The organism is Mycobacterium bohemicum DSM 44277, assembly GCF_001053185.1.
GTDB lineage: Bacteria > Actinomycetota > Actinomycetes > Mycobacteriales > Mycobacteriaceae > Mycobacterium > Mycobacterium bohemicum.
Window position 1 is genome coordinate 15,677 of record NZ_CSTD01000007.1, and the last position, 18,247, is coordinate 33,923.

16 protein-coding genes and 6 pseudogenes are annotated in these 18,247 nt (G+C 69.7%); 5 read left to right on the plus strand and 17 right to left on the minus strand.

Annotated features, from left to right (window positions below):
- Positions 1–240: 240 nt before the first annotated feature.
- The 7 genes and pseudogenes from gad to glmS all read right to left on the minus strand — a co-directional run bounded on the left by gad (position 241) and on the right by glmS (position 8,019).
- Positions 241–1,623 (minus strand): glutamate decarboxylase, encoded by a 1,383-nt coding sequence (gad, locus tag BN971_RS23195; RefSeq protein ID WP_085180110.1) that lies wholly within the window; start codon positions 1,621–1,623, stop codon positions 241–243.
- A gap of 13 nt (positions 1,624–1,636) precedes the next feature.
- Positions 1,637–3,038, minus strand: a pseudogene (locus BN971_RS23200) (NAD(P)H-hydrate dehydratase).
- Positions 3,039–3,077: 39 nt separating this feature from the next.
- Positions 3,078–3,791, minus strand: coding sequence for a rhomboid-like protein (locus BN971_RS23205; RefSeq protein WP_090350642.1), 714 nt, complete (start codon positions 3,789–3,791; stop codon positions 3,078–3,080).
- A 75-nt stretch (positions 3,792–3,866) separates the two neighbouring features.
- Positions 3,867–4,162, minus strand: a pseudogene (locus tag BN971_RS23210) (DUF4436 family protein); the annotation flags it as partial.
- A 38-nt stretch (positions 4,163–4,200) separates the two neighbouring features.
- Positions 4,201–5,073 carry a DUF4436 domain-containing protein gene (locus tag BN971_RS23215; RefSeq protein ID WP_085180108.1) on the minus strand — a complete coding sequence of 291 codons (873 nt, stop codon included), beginning with the start codon at positions 5,071–5,073 and terminating at the stop codon, positions 4,201–4,203.
- 94 nt (positions 5,074–5,167) lie between these two features.
- Positions 5,168–6,067 carry a DUF4436 domain-containing protein gene (locus tag BN971_RS23220; protein WP_085180107.1) on the minus strand — a complete coding sequence of 300 codons (900 nt, stop codon included), beginning with the start codon at positions 6,065–6,067 and terminating at the stop codon, positions 5,168–5,170.
- Positions 6,068–6,153: 86 nt separating this feature from the next.
- Positions 6,154–8,019, minus strand: a complete 1,866-nt coding sequence (gene glmS / locus BN971_RS23225) for a glutamine--fructose-6-phosphate transaminase (isomerizing) (RefSeq protein ID WP_085180106.1) — start codon at positions 8,017–8,019, stop codon at positions 6,154–6,156.
- A gap of 425 nt (positions 8,020–8,444) precedes the next feature.
- Between glmS and BN971_RS23230 the strand changes: the two genes are divergently transcribed.
- The 3 genes and pseudogenes from BN971_RS23230 to BN971_RS23240 all read left to right on the plus strand — a co-directional run bounded on the left by BN971_RS23230 (position 8,445) and on the right by BN971_RS23240 (position 10,665).
- A complete protein-coding gene (locus BN971_RS23230; RefSeq protein WP_085180105.1) occupies positions 8,445–8,636 on the plus strand; it encodes an Rv1535 family protein in 192 nt (63 codons plus the stop codon).
- 100 nt (positions 8,637–8,736) lie between these two features.
- Positions 8,737–9,576 (plus strand): dienelactone hydrolase family protein, encoded by an 840-nt coding sequence (locus tag BN971_RS23235; RefSeq protein ID WP_085180104.1) that lies wholly within the window; start codon positions 8,737–8,739, stop codon positions 9,574–9,576.
- A 46-nt stretch (positions 9,577–9,622) separates the two neighbouring features.
- Positions 9,623–10,665 (plus strand): annotated as a pseudogene (locus tag BN971_RS23240) (LLM class F420-dependent oxidoreductase).
- A gap of 3 nt (positions 10,666–10,668) precedes the next feature.
- Here BN971_RS23240 and BN971_RS26805 read toward each other — a convergent pair.
- The 7 genes and pseudogenes from BN971_RS26805 to eccB form a co-directional block, all read right to left on the minus strand.
- A pseudogene (locus BN971_RS26805) lies at positions 10,669–10,770 on the minus strand (hypothetical protein); the annotation flags it as partial.
- Positions 10,745–11,161: pseudogene (gene rpsI, locus BN971_RS23245) on the minus strand (30S ribosomal protein S9); the annotation flags it as partial. The pseudogenes BN971_RS26805 and rpsI, both read right to left, overlap by 26 nt.
- 53 nt (positions 11,162–11,214) lie before the next feature.
- Positions 11,215–11,658, minus strand: coding sequence for a 50S ribosomal protein L13 (rplM, locus tag BN971_RS23250; RefSeq protein WP_085180099.1), 444 nt, complete (start codon positions 11,656–11,658; stop codon positions 11,215–11,217).
- Positions 11,659–11,895: 237 nt separating this feature from the next.
- On the minus strand, positions 11,896–12,198 hold the full coding sequence (locus tag BN971_RS23255) for a WXG100 family type VII secretion target (protein ID WP_090350679.1): 303 nt from the start codon (positions 12,196–12,198) through the stop codon (positions 11,896–11,898).
- 8 nt (positions 12,199–12,206) lie between these two features.
- Entirely contained in the window at positions 12,207–12,524 is a 318-nt protein-coding gene (locus tag BN971_RS23260) for a WXG100 family type VII secretion target (RefSeq protein ID WP_085180098.1), read from the minus strand.
- 36 nt (positions 12,525–12,560) lie between these two features.
- A pseudogene (locus tag BN971_RS23265) lies at positions 12,561–12,905 on the minus strand (type VII secretion-associated protein); the annotation flags it as partial.
- Complete coding sequence (gene eccB / locus BN971_RS23270; RefSeq protein WP_346425740.1) at positions 12,854–14,047, minus strand: type VII secretion protein EccB; 1,194 nt, start codon at positions 14,045–14,047, stop codon at positions 12,854–12,856. The pseudogene BN971_RS23265 and the gene eccB, both read right to left, overlap by 52 nt.
- 108 nt (positions 14,048–14,155) lie before the next feature.
- On the opposite strand from eccB, the gene BN971_RS23275 reads away from it, so the two are divergent.
- Together BN971_RS23275 and BN971_RS23280 are read left to right on the plus strand one after the other, a co-directional pair.
- Positions 14,156–15,022: a cutinase family protein gene (locus BN971_RS23275; protein ID WP_085180093.1), complete on the plus strand. Its 867-nt coding sequence runs from the start codon at positions 14,156–14,158 to the stop codon at positions 15,020–15,022.
- A 72-nt stretch (positions 15,023–15,094) separates the two neighbouring features.
- Complete coding sequence (locus tag BN971_RS23280) at positions 15,095–15,721, plus strand: cutinase family protein (protein WP_085180170.1); 627 nt, start codon at positions 15,095–15,097, stop codon at positions 15,719–15,721.
- Here BN971_RS23280 and truA read toward each other — a convergent pair.
- The 3 genes from truA to BN971_RS23295 are packed head-to-tail and all read right to left on the minus strand — an operon-like array spanning position 15,718 to position 18,178.
- On the minus strand, positions 15,718–16,572 hold the full coding sequence (gene truA / locus BN971_RS23285; RefSeq protein WP_428978078.1) for a tRNA pseudouridine(38-40) synthase TruA: 855 nt from the start codon (positions 16,570–16,572) through the stop codon (positions 15,718–15,720). The two genes, BN971_RS23280 and truA, sit on opposite strands and share 4 nt — an antisense overlap.
- Positions 16,568–17,098 (minus strand): 50S ribosomal protein L17, encoded by a 531-nt coding sequence (gene rplQ, locus BN971_RS23290; RefSeq protein ID WP_090350646.1) that lies wholly within the window; start codon positions 17,096–17,098, stop codon positions 16,568–16,570. The genes truA and rplQ overlap by 5 nt, the downstream gene beginning before the upstream one ends.
- Before the next feature lie 36 nt (positions 17,099–17,134).
- Positions 17,135–18,178 carry a DNA-directed RNA polymerase subunit alpha gene (locus tag BN971_RS23295; protein ID WP_085180090.1) on the minus strand — a complete coding sequence of 348 codons (1,044 nt, stop codon included), beginning with the start codon at positions 18,176–18,178 and terminating at the stop codon, positions 17,135–17,137.
- Positions 18,179–18,247: the final 69 nt, after the last annotated feature.

The following is an 18,247-nucleotide window of genomic DNA, read 5'->3' on the forward strand; positions in this document are numbered from 1 at the left end:
CCCATTGTCCCAGAAGCGCCCGGCGCCGCCGCGGGTGAGGAAAAGGCGGACGCCACACGAGTCCCAGCGGGCTCAGGAGCCTCTGTGCCCGGGGGCAGCCGATGTGCCCGCCTCATAGCGACAAACAGCGCGGCGGGGCGCCAGGCGGCCGATTGTCGCTACGAGGCGGGCACAACGGACATTCCTTCCGGCGAGGGACCACTGTGATCTATGTGACGGCCGCGACCACCCGATATCGACTCAGTGCGCGAAGTGCTGCGCGTCGTAGTGGCCGCCGGGCTTGAGCTTGTCCAGCGAGGCCAGCGCGCTGCGGGCGTCGTCGTGCAGGGCGCGCGCCAGGTCCGCGGACAGGCCCTCCCGCACCACGATGCGCAGCACGGACACGTTGGTGGCGTTGTCCGGCATGGTGTAGGCGGGCACCTGCCACCCGTAGCCCCGCAGCTCGTGGGAGACGTCGAACTCGGTGTAACCGCAGTTCCGGGCGAGACGGAAGCTGACCACCGGGATCGCCGAGCCGTCCGAGATCAGCTCGCAGTGGTCGCCGACTCGCAATTGCTCACCCAGCCAGCGCGCCGTCGACGACAGCGACTGCATGACCTGCGTATAACCCTCGCGGCCCAGCCGCAGGAAGTTGTAGTACTGGCCGACGACCTGGTTGCCGGCGCGCGAGAAGTTCAGCGTGAAGGTCGGCATGTCGCCGCCGAGGTAGTTGACGCGGAAGACGAGTTCTTCGGGCAGGTACTCCTTGCTGCGCCACACCACGAACCCGATGCCGGGGTAGGTGAGCCCGTACTTGTGGCCGCTGACGTTGATCGACACCACGCGGGGCAGCCGGAAGTCCCACTTGATCTCCGGGTGCAGGAAGGGCACCACGAACCCGCCGCTGGCGGCGTCGACGTGCACCGGGACGTCGACCCCGCCGCCAGCGGCCAGCTTGTCGAGCGCGCCGCAGATGTCGGCGACCGGTTCCAGCTCGCCCGTGTAGGTGGTGCCCAGGATCGCCACCACGCCGATGGTGTCCTCATCGACGGCGTCGACGACCTGCTCGGGGGTGATGATGTAGCGCCCCTCCTCCATCGGCAGGTAGCGCGGCTCGACGTCGAAGTAGCGGCAGAACTTCTCCCAGACCACCTGGACGTTGGAGCCCATCACCAGGTTGGGCTTGCGGCCCTCCCAACCCTTCCCGACCTTCGCCCGCCACCGCCACTTCATCGCCAGCCCGCCGAGCATGACCGCCTCGCTGGAGCCGATCGTGGACACCCCGCAGGCGCTGGAGGGATCGTCGTCGCGCAGGTCGTCGGCGTGGAACAGGTCGGCCACCATGCAGACGCAGCGCTGCTCGATCGCCGCGGTCGCCGGGTATTCGTCCTTGTCGATCATGTTCTTGTCGAACGTTTCGGCCATCAGCTTCCCGGCCTCCGGATCCATCCAGGTGGTCACGAAGGTGGCCAGGTTCAGCCGGGAACTGCCGTCGAGCATCAGCTCGTCGTGGATGAAGCGGTAGGCGGTCTCGGGGTCCATCGACTCCTCGGGCAGCCGCAGCGCCGGCACCGGGGTGGTGAACATGCGGCCCGTGTAGGCGGGGGCGATGGAGTGGGCGGGCAGGGACGGGTGTTGGGGCACTGCGAATTCCTCTCTATAGGGCGGCCAGGGCCGCCCGGATGTGCGGAACCATGCGGGACGACGACGTCGGCGCCTCACCGGGCCCCGGGTCGGCGGCCGAGAGCGCCGCCGCCCGCCTCGGCGGCCGGCAGACCCGAGGCCAGCAGAGCGCCGATCATGCCCGACAGCACGTCGCCGGAGCCGGCGGTGGCGGCCCAGGACTGCCCGGCGGGGTTGAGGTACACCGGGCCGCCGGGGTCGGCGACGACGGTGACGTTCCCCTTCAAGAGCACGGTGGCCCCGAACGTGTCCGCCAGCTTGCGGCACGCGCCGACGCGGTCGTCCCCCGGCGGGCTGCCCGCCAGCCGGGCGAATTCACCGGCGTGCGGGGTGAGCACCGTCGGCGCGACGCGGTTCGCCACCAGTTCGGGGTGGGCCGCCAGGATGGTCAGGCCGTCGGCGTCGACGATCACCGGCAGGTCGGTTTCCAGCGCGAACCACAGCGCCGCCGCCCCGGTCTCGTCGGTGCCCAGGCCCGGCCCCACGACCCAGGACTGCACCCGCCCGGCCGACGCCGGGGTGGGCGAGGCGATCACCTCGGGCCAGTGGGCGAGCACCTCACGGTGCGCGCTGCCGGAATAGCGGACCATGCCGGAGGTGGCCGCGACCGCGGCGCCCGTGCACAGCACGGCGGCGCCGGGATAGGTCGACGAGCCGGCCATCACGCCCGTCACGCCCTGGGTGTACTTGTCGTCGTGCGGGCCGGGCACCGGCCAGCGCGCCGCCACGTCGGCGGCCTCGAAGCCCAGGACCACCGTTTCTGCGGTCTCGGGCAGGTCGAGCCCGATGTCGATCAGCTTGACCCGGCCGCAGTCGGCGAGGGCGTGCACGGGCTTGAGGCCGCCGAAGGTGACGGTCAGCGCGGCGTGCACCGCGGGGCCGGTGATCGCGCCGGTCGCGACGTCGATCCCGCTGGGGATGTCGACGGCGACCACGGGGATCCCCGCCTTGTCGACGGCGGCGAACACCTCGGCGGCGGCCGGCCGCAGCGGCCCGGAGCCGGAAATGCCGACCACCCCGTCGATCACGAGATCGGTTGCCGCCGAAACCCTCTCGACGACGCGTCCGCCAGCTGCCCGGAAGGCCGCCAGCCCGTTGCGGTGGGCGTGGTCGGGATTGAGCAGCACGGCGTCGGCGGCCGCGCCGCGCCGGCGCGCGAACGTGGCGGCCCACAGCGCGTCGCCGCCGTTGTCTCCGGAGCCGACGACCGCGCACACCCGGCGCCCGGCGACCCCCCCGGTGCGGGCGGTGAGCTCAGCGAGGACCTCGGTGGCCAGGCCGAAAGCCGCGCGCCGCATCAGGGCACCGTCGGGCAGGCTGGCCAGTAGCGGGGCTTCCGCGTCGCGGATTGCGTCCGCCGAGTAGTAATGCCGCATCACCGCAAGCATTCCACGTCGTGGCCCGTCGCCCCACCGTCAGCCGGGCTTCTCGGAGGCGCTGCGCCGGCGGAAGGCGGGCCCGATCTGCGCGGGGTTCAGCTGCCTGCCGCCCCTGGCGCGCGCCATCGGGTAGAAGCACAGGCCGATCAGGATCGAGGTGAAGTGCCCGATCGCGGTGAAGTTCAGCTCGATGCGGTCCATGGCGAGCAGGGGGAAGGTATAGATCAGGAACAGGATCCCGAGATAGCCCCAGCGCCAGGGCCGCGCGATGCGGTAGGCCAGCACGGCGATGATGCCGACGAGGAAGTAGCTGACCCCGATGTCGCGGGCGTTCACCAGCCGGTCGGAGGCGTCGCGCTCCTCGATCGCGAAGTACAGCATGCCCTCGCTGATGTAGGTGGACAGGATGTGGGCGCTCAGTCCCACGGTGAGCCAGCGCAGGTGGCCCAGCCAGTGCTCGGCCGGCGCCAGGAACAGGGTGAACAGCAGCAGGTAGGGCTCCAGATTCCTGCCGTCGATCCACAGCAGGCTGGAGAACAGCACATCGAGCGGGTCGCGGGCCAGGCCCCGGATATTGGTGGAATGGTGCAGCAGCATCGAGTGCAGTTGCCGCCCGGACAGCAGGTTCTGGATGACCGTCGTGATCGCCAACACGCACAGCCAGGTGTAGGTCAGCGGCGCACCGCTGACGAAATGCCAAACGGCGAGCCCCATGCCGCGGAGTCGTCCCCAAACGGATGCGTCTGCCACGCATCAACCTTCGCACGCTGCCGTCACAGCGTGCGAGTTCGATGGTGCCTGGAGTTCTTCGTCACCGCTTCGGCAGAGCACCACTCGGACGTCGACCCGGGCGCCGAACGGAGGCGCGTGGGGAAGCGCGTTGCGCAGCGGCACCACCGCGAAGAGCATCGCCGCGTACCAGGTCGTGATGGGCGGCTGGAATTTTCGCAAGTCCGGCGCCGTCGCGACGGCGACCACGAGGCCCAGGAAACCTAGCGGTCGAAGGGCCAGTCGGCGACGCGGCCGGTGAGACTCAGCGGGACCGGGAAGCCGCCCGGCAGCATTGCCTTCGACCAGGTGCGCTTGGTCGGCGTCACCGCGGACGTGACCACGACGCTGAGGCCGCGATGGACAGCAATAAACCGGCGATGCCCAAGCTTCATCGGGCCGGGCTTCCGCTGACGGCTTCGGCTTGCGGCTTTGCCGTGTCGGTGTCCGGTTTCAGGTGCCGCCACCAGCAGGCGATGTAGAGCAGCATCGAGATCACCAGGACGACCAGTACCCACAGCACGAGCGTGATGTCGATCCAGCCGCCGAAAGGCGGCGACCCCGGCAGGGCGTTTCTCAGCGGTACCACCGCGAAAAGCATTGCGGCGTACCAGGTTGTCATGGGCGGCTGAAACCTGCGCCGATCACGCAGTGTCTGGACCGCGACGAAAAAGCCGACGGCAGCGATGGCGACAAGCACGCCCAGGATGGCGAAACCGAATGCCGCCGCGCTGAGCGACCGCTCCATTCGCACCTGGTACGGGCCCGTTCCGTTGGCCTGGGTGGCAACGACCTGCCATCCGGGCAAATGGTTGACGAAGGTCACCGGAATGCGCTCGGACACCCCGCCCTCCCCGCCCCGGATGAGCTCGACCTCAATCGGCCCCGACTGGTACTGATCGAAGGGCCACGTTTCGATGTCGCCGGCGATGGTCAGCGGAACCGGAAAGACCCCCGGAAGCATGCCCTTCGTGTACTCGCGGCGGGTGGGCGTGGCGGCGGACCTGACTCGCAGGCTGACGTCCTGATTGAGGTGCTCGGTCTGCGGATCCAGGAGCGCAGATCCGAGAGAAACGGCCAGGTTCGCAACGAGCACGCTGTAGTTCGACTGAACCTCCTCCACAGTCAGCGTCGCGGTGGTGCGCTCACCCGAAGCCGGGAGTACGGCCTGTCGCTGCCGGGCGCCGCTGTCGGCATACAACACCACCGACGTGACGTACGCAGCAACGACGGCAACGCCGAGCGCTACGAACCCCAGTTTCATGCCTCCCCCTTCTGCGCCCCCGAGAAATGTAAGTCAACGGATGCGTGATCGCGGCGATTCGACCGAAGCGGGCATCGCATTGGTCATGCGGACTTCAGGCCGGCTGCGGGCTCAATGGTGACGGGGCGGGATTCGGCGGTGTGGCCACCACCTCAGGCTTCAGGTGGCGCCACCAGCAGCAGATGTAGAGAACCATTGCTGTCACCAACGCAACGATCACCCAGAGCACGACGGTGACATCGATCCAGGCCCCGATCGGGGGCGCGCCGGGAAGTGCGTTTCGGAGTGGGACCACCGCGAAGAGCATCGCCGCGTACCAGGTCGTCATGGGCGGTTGGAACTTGCGCCGGTTACGGAGGGTTTGCACCGCGACGAAGAGCGCCACGACGGCGATGGCGATGAGCACCCCGCAGATGACGATGCCGAACAACGCTGTGCTCATCGCGCGCCGCACGCGCAATCGGTACGCCCCGCCACTGACTTTGCTGGCGGCAACCTTGAATCCCGACAGGTGGTCGATGATTTTCACCGGGACGAGTTCGGGTGCCTTCGTGGTGTCACCGTTACGGAATAGCTGCACCTCAACGGGTCCCGAACTGTAACTGTCGAACGGCCAACGTTCCACGTGACCCGAGATCGTCAAAGGGACCGGAAACACGCCGGGCAGCATGCCTTTCGAGTATTCGCGTCGACTGGGCTGGGCCGCCGATCTGACTCGCAGAACGAGGTCCTCCTTGAGCCGGTGGGTCACCGGGTCCAGCAGTTCGGGCCCGGGGGCGACAGCCAGGTTGGCAACGACCGCGCTGTAGTTCGACTGCACCTCTTCGACCGTCATCGTCGCGATGCTCTCGGGGGCCGTCTCCGCGTTATCACTGAGGACGCCGGACGGAGCTCCGTCGACCGTGTCCTCGTACAGGCCGATCAGCACCACGTAAACCCCGACTATCAGCACGACAAGACCTGCCATGGCGAATCTTCTGACCGCCGATCGCATGCGGCTCCTACCCTGTGACGTGGCCCGTACACAGGGAATCTAACCGAACGGCTGCACATCTGGCGGCACACCACCAAAGCGCTGCCCTATTCGACCGTGACGGACTTCGCCAGGTTTCTCGGCTTGTCGACGTCGTATCCGCGGGCCTGGGCGACAGACGCGGCGAACACCTGCAGCGGGATGGTCGACAGCAGGGGCTGCAAAAGCGTTGAGACGGCGGGTATTTCGATCAGGTGGTCGGCGTAGGGGCGGACGGTTTCGTCGCCCTCCTCGGCGATCACGATGGTAATCGCGCCGCGGGCCTGGATCTCGCGGATGTTCGACAACAGCTTGGCGTGCAGCACGGCCGACCCCTTGGGCGAGGGCATGACGACGATGACCGGAAGGTCGTCCTCGATCAGCGCGATCGGGCCGTGCTTGAGCTCGCCCGCGGCGAATCCCTCGGCGTGCATGTAGGCCAGCTCCTTGAGCTTCAGCGCGCCCTCGAGCGCCACGGGGTAGCCGACGTGGCGGCCCAGGAACAGCACCGTCGAGGACTTGGCGAATCGGTGCGCCAGGGTGGCGACGGGTTCGATGCCCGCGATCACCCGGGCCACCAGGTCCGGCATCGACTCCAGCTCGCGATACTCGCGCGCGACCTCGTCGGGGTACTTGGTGCCGCGGGCCTGCGCGAGCGCCAGCCCGACCAGGTAGTTGGCGGCGATCTGCGCCAGGAACGTCTTGGTCGAGGCCACGCCGATCTCCGGGCCGGCGCGCGTATAGAGCACGGCGTCGCATTCCCGGGGAATCTGCGAGCCGTTGGTATTGCAGACGGCGAGCACCTTGGCCTTCTGCTCCTTGGCGTGCCGGACGGCTTCGAGGGTGTCGGCCGTTTCCCCGGACTGGGAGATGGCCACCACCAGCGTGCTGCGGTCCAGCACCGGGTCGCGGTAGCGGAATTCGCTGGCCAGCTCCACCTCCACCGGCAGCCGCGTCCAGTGCTCGATCGCGTACTTGGCCAGCAGCCCCGAGTGATACGCCGTGCCGCAGGCCACCACGAACACCTTGTCGACCTCGCGCAGTTCCTGGTCGGACAGGCGCTGCTCGTCCAGCACGATCCGGCCGTCGACGAAGTGGCCGAGCAGGGTGTCGGCCACCGCGGCGGGCTGCTCGGCGATCTCCTTGAGCATGAAGTACTCGTAGCCGCCCTTCTCGGCGGCGGCCAGGTCCCAGTCGATGTGAAACTCGCGGTAGCTGACGTCTTCGTTGCCGTCGAAGTCGGTGATCCGGTAGCCGTCCGCGGTGATCACGACGGCCTGGTCCTGGCCGAGTTCGACGGCGTCGCGGGTGTGCGGGATGAACGCCGCCACGTCGGAGCCGACGAACATCTCACCGTCGCCGATCCCGACCACCAGCGGCGTCGAGCGGCGGGCGGCGACGATCGTGCCGGGCTCGTCGGCGTTGGCGAACACCAGCGTGAAGTGGCCCTCCAGCCGGCGCAGCACGGCCCGCACCGACGCGGCGAAGTCTCCGGCGGCCTCGCCGTGCCGGTATTCGCGGGCCACCAGGTGCACGGCGACCTCGGTGTCGGTGTCGCTGGCGAACTCCACGCCGTACCCCTCGAGCTCGTGACGCAGGGTCGCGTAGTTCTCGATGATGCCGTTGTGCACGACGGCGATCCTGCCGGCGGCGTCGCGATGCGGGTGGGCGTTGCGGTCGGTGGGGCGTCCGTGGGTGGCCCACCGGGTGTGGCCCAGGCCGGTGGTGCCGGTCTTGGACTCCGGGGCCATGCCGGCGACGGCCTCCTCGAGGTTGGCCAGCCGGCCGGCGCGCCGGCAGACGGTCAGCCCGCCCTCATCGTCGACCAGCGCGATCCCCGACGAGTCGTAGCCGCGGTACTCCATTCGGTGCAGCGCGGCCATGACGACCTGGCAGGCGGGCCGCTGCCCGACGTAGCCGACGATTCCGCACATTGTGTCCAGGGTAGTGCAGCACAATCCCCCGGGCGGTCGCGGCGAGCCGGAACGGCCGCCGGGCCGGCGACGCGGGCCCGATTCGCGGCATTCATACCGACTTCATCAAAATGTCGAATCCTTCACCTGATGTCCTCGCGACGTTTCCTCTAACAACATTTCTCCCAGCAACATCGGACTTAAGCTGACCAATACCTGCCAGTGCACGACCTCAGGAGCGGCCGATCAAGCGTAAGGCGCTGTGAATCAACGTGTTAGCCCGCAATGACCGTCAGCCCACCGCAGCCTGCCGTCATTCGCAGCCCTCCTCAAAGCCGATCAGAATTGCGGCTCGGCAAATAGCGTAAGCCGATTTGATCGTGGTTAATTCCCGTTGACGAAAAAGACAATATTGCCCGCCATACACACGTCTCCGAGGGGAGAACATGACCGCTTTAGCGTACGAAGACGCACTACCGCAACTGGCGGCGACCGCGCAGGTCGACCGGCGCCGGCCGCAACGGGCGGCCCCCAGCGGCGACCCCCTGGCCGACGCCGCCGCCCGTTTGCTGAGCATTCCGCTGCACCACGTGTACGCGGTGTTATGGCGCGTGGGCCTGATCGAGGTCACGGCGTAGTCGATTCTGGGTCGATCTGGGTCGATCTGGGTCGATCTGGAGCTCCTCGGGGCTGCTCGGGGTCAACTGGGGTCAATCGGGGATGCGCTAACGTCGACGCGTGGCCCGAATCCGCAAGCTCGTCGCCGCCCTCGGCCGCCGTGGCCCGCATCGGGTTCTGCGCGGTGACCTGGCCTTCGCCGGGCTGCCGGGCGTGGTCTACACCCCCGAGGCCGGGCTGAATCTGCCGGCCGTCGCGTTCGGCCACGACTGGCTCGCCGGCGCCGCGCGCTATTCCACGCTGCTGGAGCACCTGGCGTCGTGGGGGATCGTGGCCGGCGCCCCCGATACCGAGCGCGGCCTGGCGCCGTCGGTGCTCAATTTCGCGTTCGACCTGGGCACCGCGCTCGACATCGTGTCCGGCGTGCGCCTCGGGCCGGGCAAGATCAGCGTGCATCCGGCCAAGCTGGGGGTGGTCGGCCACGGTTTCGGTGGTTCGGCCGCCGTGTTCGCCGCCGCCGGAATGCCCGCCAAGCTCACGGCGGCGGTGGCGATCTTCCCCTCGGTCACCCAACCGCCGGCCGAGCTGCCGGCCGCGACGCTGAAGGTTCCCGGCCTGATCCTGACCGCCCCGGACGCGGCGAAGACGCTGACGTCCAACGCGGCGCCCCTTGCCGCCGCGTGGGACACGGCGACGCTGCGCATCGTCAGCAAGGCCGTGCCCGGGGGCCTCGTGCAGGGCCGGCGGCTGGCGAAGGCATTCGGACTGTCCGGGACGCATCGCAAGACGCAGCGATCGGTGCGCGCCCTGCTGACCGGATACCTGCTCTACACGCTGGGCGGCGACAAGACCTATCGCGACTTCGCCGACCCCGATGTGGAGTTGCCCGGGACCAATCCCGTCGACCCCGAGGCGGAGCCCGTCGGCCTCGAGGACAAGATCGTCGCGCTGCTCAAGTGACGCGCCCCCGCGCGGGGTTCCGCGGTCAGCGTGATATCAGTCGTTGATGCGAATCGGGATCGCCCTGGATTATTCGGGCGGCTTTCACGAGGCCGTGGACCGCGTCGTCGAATTGGAGAAGTCCGGCGTCGAGGTCGCGGTGGTGGCCGAGGCGTATTCGTACGACGCCATCAGCCAGCTCGGCTACCTGGCCGCCAAGACCAGCACCGTCGAGCTGGCCTCCGGGTGGTGCCGATCTACATCCGCACGCCGTCGCTGCTGGCGATGACCGCCGCGGGCCTGGACTTCGTGTCCGACGGACGCTTCCGCCTGGGGATCGGCACGTCCGGGCCGCAGGTGATCGAGGGGTTCCACGGGGTGGCATTCGACGCCCCCCTGGGCCGCACCCGCGAGGTCGTGGAGATCTGCCGGAAGGTGTGGCGGCGCGAACGCCTGCAATACGCCGGGAAGCACTACCAGATTCCTCTGCCGCCGGACCGCGGGACGGGCCTGGGCAAGGCCTTGCAACTGATCAATCATCCTGTGCGCGAACGCATTCCGATCACGATAGCAGCGCTGGGCCCCAAGAACGTCGAGCTCACCGCCGAGATCGCCGAGGGCTGGCAGCCCGTCTTCTACCACCCCGAGAAGGCCGGGTCGGTGTGGGGCGACGCGCTGGCCGCCGGCTTCGCCAAGCGTGATCCGGCGCTGGGCCCGCTGGACGTCGCGGTGCACGCCTCGCTGGCCATCGGCGACGACGTCGACGAGCGGCTGGCCTGGGTCAAGCCGCAGCTGGCGCTCTACCTCGGCGGGATGGGCGCCAAGGGCCGCAACTTCTATCACAACCTGGCGACCCGTTACGGGTTCGGCGAGGTCGCGGATCGGATCCAGGAGCTGTACCTGTCCGGCCGCAAGCAGGAGGCCATCACGGCGGTCCCCGACGAGTTGGTGCGCGGGATCTCCCTGGTCGGTCCGCGCGGCCATGTCTCCGAACGGCTGGCGGCGTTCGCGGAGTCGGGCGTGACGACGCTGCTGGTGAGCCCCGTGACCGCCGACCCGCGCGAGGCGGTGCGCTACGTCGAGGACGTGCTGCGGCTGCGGCCCGCCTGATCATCACTGCCCCGCCTGCGGGAGTTGGTCCGCGGCGACTTCGCACGGCGTCGATCCCTCGTTGCCCGGCGCCGGTGGCCCGCCCGGGGGCGGCGTCGCGCCGGGTGAGGAAGCCGGCCTTCTTCAGCGCCGGCCGGTCCTCCGGCGACGCCACGATCAGCGCCCGGGCGATGCCCAGGCGCAGGGCTCCGGCCTGGCCCGACGGGCCGCCGCCGTGCAGGTGGGCGTAGATGTCGAAGCTCTCGGCCCGGTCCACCGTGACCAGCGGGGCCTTGATGAGCTGCTGGTGCACCTTGTTGGGGAAGTAGCCCTCCAGGCTGCGGCCGTTGAGGTGGAACTGGCCGGTGCCGGGCACCAGGCGCACCCGGACCACGGCCTCCTTGCGGCGGCCGACGGTCTGGATGGGGCGCTCGAACACGAAGGCCTCGCTGGGCCGCGCCGCCGGGGTCTCGGCCGAGGCCGCGGGCGCGTCGGCGGCCTCCGGGGCCGCCTCCACCGCCTCGGCGGTGTCGGTCGGCTCGACGGTTTCGGTCGCGTCGGTTGTGTCGGTCACTGCGCCACCTGCTTGATCTCGTACGGAACCGGCTGCTGCGCGGTGTGGGGATGCTCCGGGCCGGCGTAGACGCGCAGCTTGCGCTGGATCTGGCGGCTCAGCTTGTTCTTGGGCAGCATGCCGACGATCGCCTTCTCCACGACGCGGGTCGGGTGCTTCTCCAGCAGCTCGCCGATCGAGCGCTTGCGCAGCCCGCCGGGGTACCCCGAGTGGCGGTAAGCCATCTTGCTGCGCAGCTTGTCGCCGGACAGCGCGACCTTGTCGGCATTGATGACGATGACGAAATCCCCGCCATCGACATTGGGGGCGAACGTCGGCTTGTGCTTGCCGCGCAGCAGGGTGGCAGCTGCGACGGCAAGGCGGCCAAGCACCACGTCCGTGGCGTCGATGACGTACCACGACCTCGTGGTGTCACCCGCCTTGGGCGCATAGGTGGGCACAGCGCTTACCTTCTCTTCTCGTGGTGGATCCCGGTTCGAGCCGGGTGCCGGTCAGGCGTCCCTTGTAGGTCTGCGGCGGGGTTGGTCTCGGCGACCGACGTTGACCCGAGCCCCTTGCGTACCGCACGCCAACCGAGCAGCTTACCGATCGGCGTCCCCGCAGGTCAAAATCGTCAAAACACTGTGTGGTCCCAGCGGCTCTCCTCCACCGGGACCACACAGAGCTCATGGGTTCGGCTAGCGGGCCCACGCCCCTGCCGCGCGGCGGTCGGCGTCCGCCACTTCGTCGGCTCCGTCACGCACCGCCCGGCCCAGGTCGACCAGGATCTGGGTGAGCGCGCTCGCCGCCCGGTGCCACCTCAGCTGCTCGACCTGGTAGGCGGCGGCCGCCTCGCGGGTCCACAGCTGCTCGAGCGGGGCAATCTGCCCCCTCAGGTCCTCCAGTGCCGCGTTGAAGCGGATAGAGGTGGCGTGAATCTCCTGGCGAACGGAGTGTTCGATCTCGCCGAAGTCATACGACAGCACCGGGTCCACAGTCACCGCCTCCCTCACAGGTTTCCGGCTGCCGCGCCGATGTGGTGGGCGTGGCTCTGGCCGGCCTCGCGCAGCGCGGCCTCGTTGTGCCGGATCGTTTCGGCGATCGCATGCAGGACGTGGTAGAGCCGCAGCGACTCGGCGTTCCACCGGTCGACCACGTCTTTGAACCGGGCGGCCGCGGGCCCGGCCCACACCGACGGCGGCACCGCGCTCATGCGGCCGATGAACGCCTGCAGCATCGCCCGGATCTCCTCGTTGCGGGCATCCGTCGTATTCGCGACCGACCGCATCAGGTCGAAGTCGGTGCTCAGCGTGTTCGGTGCGGCCATACATGATCCGACCACGGCCACCGCCGTTCGGTTCCATCAAATTCCGATCGCCCGCGCGGACCGCACCGCCTGCTCGCAGACGCCGCGGACGGCGTCCTCGGCGCCCGGGCGACTCTGGCATCCGATGCTGATCCGCACCGGCCCGTCGACGAACACCGTCCACCGCACGTGATGGCGGGCCCGCACCTCGCGGTAGGTCACGGCGGGCCGCCCGGCGGTGGACCCGGACGGGTCGAAGTCGGCGAAGACCCCGCCGGGCTCGGCGTCGAGCGCGCGTTTCAGCCGCTCGGCGGTGCCGCTCAGCGTCTCACCGGGCACCGGGGATTGCGTCACCAGCAGCGCCACCTCGGGGTCCGACGGCGACGCAACCTGCACCCGGGCGGGATGGGCGGGCCGCCGCGCACCACCAGCTCGACGGCAGATCGGCCGGCGGGGGCGGGGCGCCGGGCGACACACAGGTCGCCGCCTCCGTCGACCAGTCCCGGCGCCCGGTCGGGGAAGCTCCCCACCGGGAGGGCGTCGACGATCGCGGCGCCGCGCAGGGTGTCGGCCGCCACGGTGACGGCGTCGGTGGCGCCCCGCGAGTTGCTGAACCGGATCAGGTCGGCGGCCACCCCGCCGATGCGCTGCACCCCGCCGGCGACCACCGCGTAATACTCGTCACCATCCGCGCGCGCGATCCGCAGCACACTGCCGGCCGGAATGCCGGGCAGGCCGGCCACCGGGCGGCCCGCGTCGTGCACCCTCGGCGCCGCGATCGGCGACGCCTCCGGGATGGCATCCAGCAACCACTGCGACACCGGCCGCGGCGCTCGGCCCTCGAGCCGAAGGGCACGCAGCACCGCGGCGTCGCCGAGGTCCACCATCGCCCGCCGGCCGTCGTAGAGCAGGTACGCCGGCGCACCCGACGGCGGCGTGACCAGGACGGCGCGATCGGCAGCGAGCCGATCCGCGGGCGCACCCTCCGCGGGCCCCACGACGACCGTCGTGCCGCCGCCGCCGTCCGCGTCGCACACCGTCCACGTCGACTCCTCGCCGGTCAGCGGCCTGCCGAGGAGCGAAGGAGCGCCCGGAATGCCCAGCAGCGGACCGCGTTTGGCGTTGGCCAGGTCGGACTCGCGCACCGGCAGCGGGCTTGCGGGCGTCGCCGCCACCAAGCGGGCCGAGGCCAGGTTGAGCACCGGATGCCAGGTGTCGCCGACCCGCACAAACAGCGCGCCGGATTCCCGGGTCACCACGATCTGGGCGCGCTCGAGCGCCGGCTGCGGTCGCAGAAAAGCCAGCAGAGCGCAGCCGGCCGTGGCAACCGCGGCGAGCACGCACCCCAGCACCAGCGGCGCCCCCCGCCCGCCTGCCGGGTGCGAAGGCCCCGACGGTGACCCGGTCAGCAACGCCGCCTCGAGGCGGCGCAGCAGGAAGCGGTAACCACTGACCTGCACCCAGGTTGTGGGCTGGCGCGGCACTGGCCCCCCGATCTGCGACGTGACCCCGCCCCACGCTAGACCGCCCGCCGGCGGACCCACGCCCCTTATCCACAGGTCAGCGAGTTTTCGGTCGCCGCCGCCGGCGGTTAAGCTCTTCAGGTGACTGTTCAGCGGACACGTGGCCCTCGGGGGGGCCCGCAACGGGGTATGGCTCGGTCGGCAGGTCGCTGGGTCGGCCTCATCTGCGCGGCGCTCGTCGTCGCCACCCTGGCCCTCGTCAATCCCCCCACCAGCCCGGTCGCCATCCCGGTCGCCTCGGCGGATGACTGCCCGGACGTGGAGGTCATCTTCGCGCGCGGCACCAACGAGCCGCCCGGGCTGGGCCGCGTCGGCGACGCCTTCGTCGACTCGCTGCGCCAGCAGGCTCCGGGCCTCAACATCGACACCTACGGGGTGAACTACGCCGCCAGCAAGCTGCAGCTGCACGGCGGCGACGGCGCCAACGACACCATCAACCGCGTCAAGCAGGCCGTCGCGAAGTGCCCGAACACCCAGATCGTGCTGGGCGGCTACTCGCAGGGCGCGTCGGTGATGGACATCGTGGCCGGCGTCCCGATCGGCGGCATCACCTGGGGTAACTCGCTGCCGGCCGACCTGGCCAGCCACGTGACCGCCGTCGCCACCTTCGGCGACGTGGCCGACCGCGCCGGCGGGACGCTGCCCAGCCAGAGCGCGCTGCTCGGGTCCAAGGCGATCGACCTGTGCAACCCCGAGGACCCGATCTGTCACGCGGGCTCGGGCAACCAGTGGAGCGGACACACCGAGGGCTACGTCCCCGCCTACACCACCCAGGCCGCCTCCTACGTCGCCTCCAGGCTGCTGGCCAACTCCGGGCTGCAGGCGCCCGGGAACGGGCCGACCCCCGGGTACGGGCCGACGCCCGGGTACGGGCCGCAGTCACCCTCCTACGCCCCGCAGTCGCCGGGATACGGGCCGCAGACGCCCGTGACCGCACCGGCGCTTCCCACCCCGAGCGTTCCCAACACCCCCGCTCCGCAAGCTCCGCTCGTCTAAATCGTTACCGGCGCTTGACCATTGGCTTATCAAAGGCCTATCAAAGGGCCGTAGCCTCTTGATGTGAGGCTCATCAGGCTAGGGCTGCTCGCCGCATTCCTTGCAGCGGCCGCGCTTTTCGTCGTGCCCAAGGTGTTGCCCCTCGCCTCGGCGTCATGCCCCGACGTCGAGGTGGTGTTCGCCCGTGGAACCGGTGAGCCCCCGGGCGTGGGCAAGGTCGGCCAGGCCTTCGTCAGCGCGCTGCGCGCGGACACCCGCAAAAGCGTTGGCGCATATGGTGTCAACTACCCGGCCAGCAAGGACTTCCTGGCCGCCACCGACGGCGCGAACGACGCCAGCAACCACGTGCAGCAGATGGCCGCCAACTGCCCCAACACCAAGTTGGTGCTGGGCGGGTATTCGCAGGGCGCGGCCGTCGTCGACATCGTCACGGCCTCGCCGCTTCCCGGCCTCGGCTTCCGCCAGCCCCTGCCGGCCGAGGCCGCCGACCACGTGGCCGCCATCGCGCTGTTCGGGAACCCCTCGGCCCGCGCGAGCAACCTGATGAGCGCGCTCACCCCGAATTTCGACGGCAAGACCATCGACCTGTGCAACACCGGCGACCCGATCTGCTCGAACGGCACCCAGTGGAGCGCCCACCTCAGCTACGTCCCGGGCATGACCAACCAGGCCGCGAAATTCGTTGCGGGCAAGGTCTAGTTGTGATCGTGGCGCGTGCGCAGGTCGCGGGTGATCAGATTCCGCGCGGCCAGTTGGTCGTCGGGCGGATAGTCGACGCCGATCAGGGTCAGACCCTGCGGCGGCGCGGCCGCGAAGTCGCTGGAACGCGCTGTCGCCGAGAGTAATTCGGCGCACCATGAGACCGGGCGGCGGTGTTCGCCGACCGCCAGCAGCGCCCCCACCAGCGACCGCACCATGGACCAGCAGAACGCGTCGGCGCTCACGCGCGCGGTGATCAGCTCGCCGTCGCGCGACCAGTCCAGCCGCTGCAGCTCGCGGATGGTGGTGGCGCCCTCGCGCTGACGGCAGAACGCGGCGAAGTCGTGCAGCCCCAGCAGATCCCGTGACGCCGCGTTCATCGTGTCCACGTCCAGGGCCCTCGGCCAGGCGGTCACATACCGCGCCTGCTGCGGCAACGCGCCGTAGGGCGCCGTCGTCAGCCGGTAGGCGTAATGCCGCCGCAGCGCCGAGAACCGGGCGTCGAAGCCCTGCGGCGCGCGCGCGATTTCGGTGACACGGACGTCGCCGGGCAGGAACCGGCCCAGGCGGCGCACCAGCGGCAGGAACTCGGGGTCGCCCACGGCCGACGACCGCGAGTAGGCGTTGGCCACCGCGTCGACGGGCACGTCGACGTGGCCCACCTGACCGGTGGCGTGCACGCCGGCGTCGGTGCGTCCGGCGGCGCGCAGCCGCACCGGGACGCGGAAGATCGTCGTCAGCGCCTCGTCGAGGACGCCGGCGACCGTGCGCTGCCCGGACTGGGCGGCCCACCCCGCGAATTCGGTTCCGTCGTAGGCGATGTCGAGCCGCAGACGGACAACCTCGTTAATCCTCGGGAGCCTCGGCGGCCTCGGTGGCGGCTGCCTCGTCCCCGGCGGCCTCCTCAGCTTCGGCGGGCTCGGCCTCGACCGCCGCCTGCGGCGCCGCGGCGGCAGCCTCGGGTGCGGCCTTCTTCGAAGCCTTGACGCGGCGCGCCCTGTCCGCCTCCGACGTCACCGTCTTCTCGCGAACCAGCTCGATCACCGCCATCGGGGCGTTGTCGCCCTTGCGCGGTTCGACCTTGATGATGCGGGTGTACCCGCCGTTGCGGTCGGAGAAGAACGGCCCGATCTCGGCGAACAGGGCGTGCACCACGTCCTTGTCGCGGATCTTCTTCAGCACCTCTCGACGGTTGTGCAGCGAGCCCTTCTTCGCGTGCGTGATCAGCTTCTCCGCGTACGGCCGCAGCGCGCGCGCCTTCGGCTCGGTCGTCTTGATCCGGCCATGCTCGAACAACGAGGTGGCCAGGTTGGCCAGCAGGGCCTTCTGGTGCGACGACGACCCGCCGAGGCGAGGGCCCTTGGTGGGCTTGGGCATTGCTGACGCTCCTGTCTAGATGCTTTTCGAATACCGTTACAGCTGTTCGGTTTCCGCGTAGTCCTGGTCGTCGTAGGCACCCTCGGTCGACCAGGTGCCGGTGGCGACGTCGTAGCCCGCGACCTCCGACGGGTCGAAGGTGGCCGGGCTGTCCTTGAGCGAGAGGCCCAGCTGGTGCAGCTTGACCTTCACCTCGTCGATGGACTTCTGACCGAAGTTGCGGATGTCGAGCAGGTCCGACTCGGTGCGCGAGACCAGCTCGCCGACGGTGTGCACACCCTCGCGCTTGAGGCAGTTGTAGGAGCGCACGGTCAGGTCCAGGTCGTCGATCGGCAGGGCGAACGACGCGATGTGGTCGGCCTCGGCCGGCGACGGCCCGATCTCGATGCCCTCGGCCTCGACGTTGAGTTCGCGCGCCAGGCCGAACAATTCGACCAGCGTCTTGCCGGCCGAGGCCAGCGCGTCGCGCGGGGTGATCGAGCTCTTGGTCTCGACGTCCAGGATCAGCTTGTCGAAGTCGGTGCGCTGCTCGACACGGGTGGCCTCCACCTTGTAGGTCACCTTGAGCACCGGCGAGTAGATGGAATCGACCGGGATGCGGCCGATTTCGGCGCCCGACGCGCGGTTCTGCACCGCCGGGACGTAGCCCCGGCCGCGCTCGACGACGAGCTCGACCTCGAGCTTGCCCTTGTCGTTCAGCGTCGCGATGTGCATCGCGGGGTTGTGCACGGTGACGCCGGCGGGCGGCACGATGTCACCCGCGGTGACCTCGCCCGGGCCCTGCTTGCGCAGGTACATCGTCACCGGCTCGTCCTCCTCCGAGGACACCACGAGGCCCTTGAGGTTGAGGATGATGTCGGTGACGTCTTCCTTGACGCCGGGCACGGTGGTGAACTCGTGCAGCACGCCGTCGATGCGGATGCTGGTGACGGCCGCGCCGGGGATCGACGACAGCAGCGTGCGCCGAAGCGAATTGCCCAGGGTGTAGCCGAATCCCGGCTCCAGCGGCTCGATGACGAACTGGGACCGGCTGTCGGTCAACACCTCTTCGGACAGGGTGGGTCGCTGAGAGATCAGCATGTGTTCCTTCTTCTCCTTCTCGGCACCCGCTATTTGATGCCGTTAGGTGTTCCGCACCACGCGTGCGGA

Bases quoted from the DNA above. Each gene is read 5' to 3' on its own strand.
- rplQ (WP_090350646.1), bottom strand. From the start codon at position 17,098: ATGCCCAAGCCCACCAAGGGCCCTCGCCTCGGCGGGTCGTCGTCGCAC.
- BN971_RS23230 (WP_085180105.1), top strand. From the start codon at position 8,445: ATGACCGCTTTAGCGTACGAAGACGCACTACCGCAACTGGCGGCGACC.
- BN971_RS23295 (WP_085180090.1), bottom strand. From the start codon at position 18,178: ATGCTGATCTCTCAGCGACCCACCCTGTCCGAAGAGGTGTTGACCGAC.
- BN971_RS23275 (WP_085180093.1), top strand. From the start codon at position 14,156: ATGGCTCGGTCGGCAGGTCGCTGGGTCGGCCTCATCTGCGCGGCGCTC.
- glmS (WP_085180106.1), bottom strand. From the start codon at position 8,019: ATGTGCGGAATCGTCGGCTACGTCGGGCAGCGGCCCGCCTGCCAGGTC.
- BN971_RS23215 (WP_085180108.1), bottom strand. From the start codon at position 5,073: ATGAAACTGGGGTTCGTAGCGCTCGGCGTTGCCGTCGTTGCTGCGTAC.
- BN971_RS23260 (WP_085180098.1), bottom strand. From the start codon at position 12,524: ATGGCCGCACCGAACACGCTGAGCACCGACTTCGACCTGATGCGGTCG.
- BN971_RS23220 (WP_085180107.1), bottom strand. From the start codon at position 6,067: ATGCGATCGGCGGTCAGAAGATTCGCCATGGCAGGTCTTGTCGTGCTG.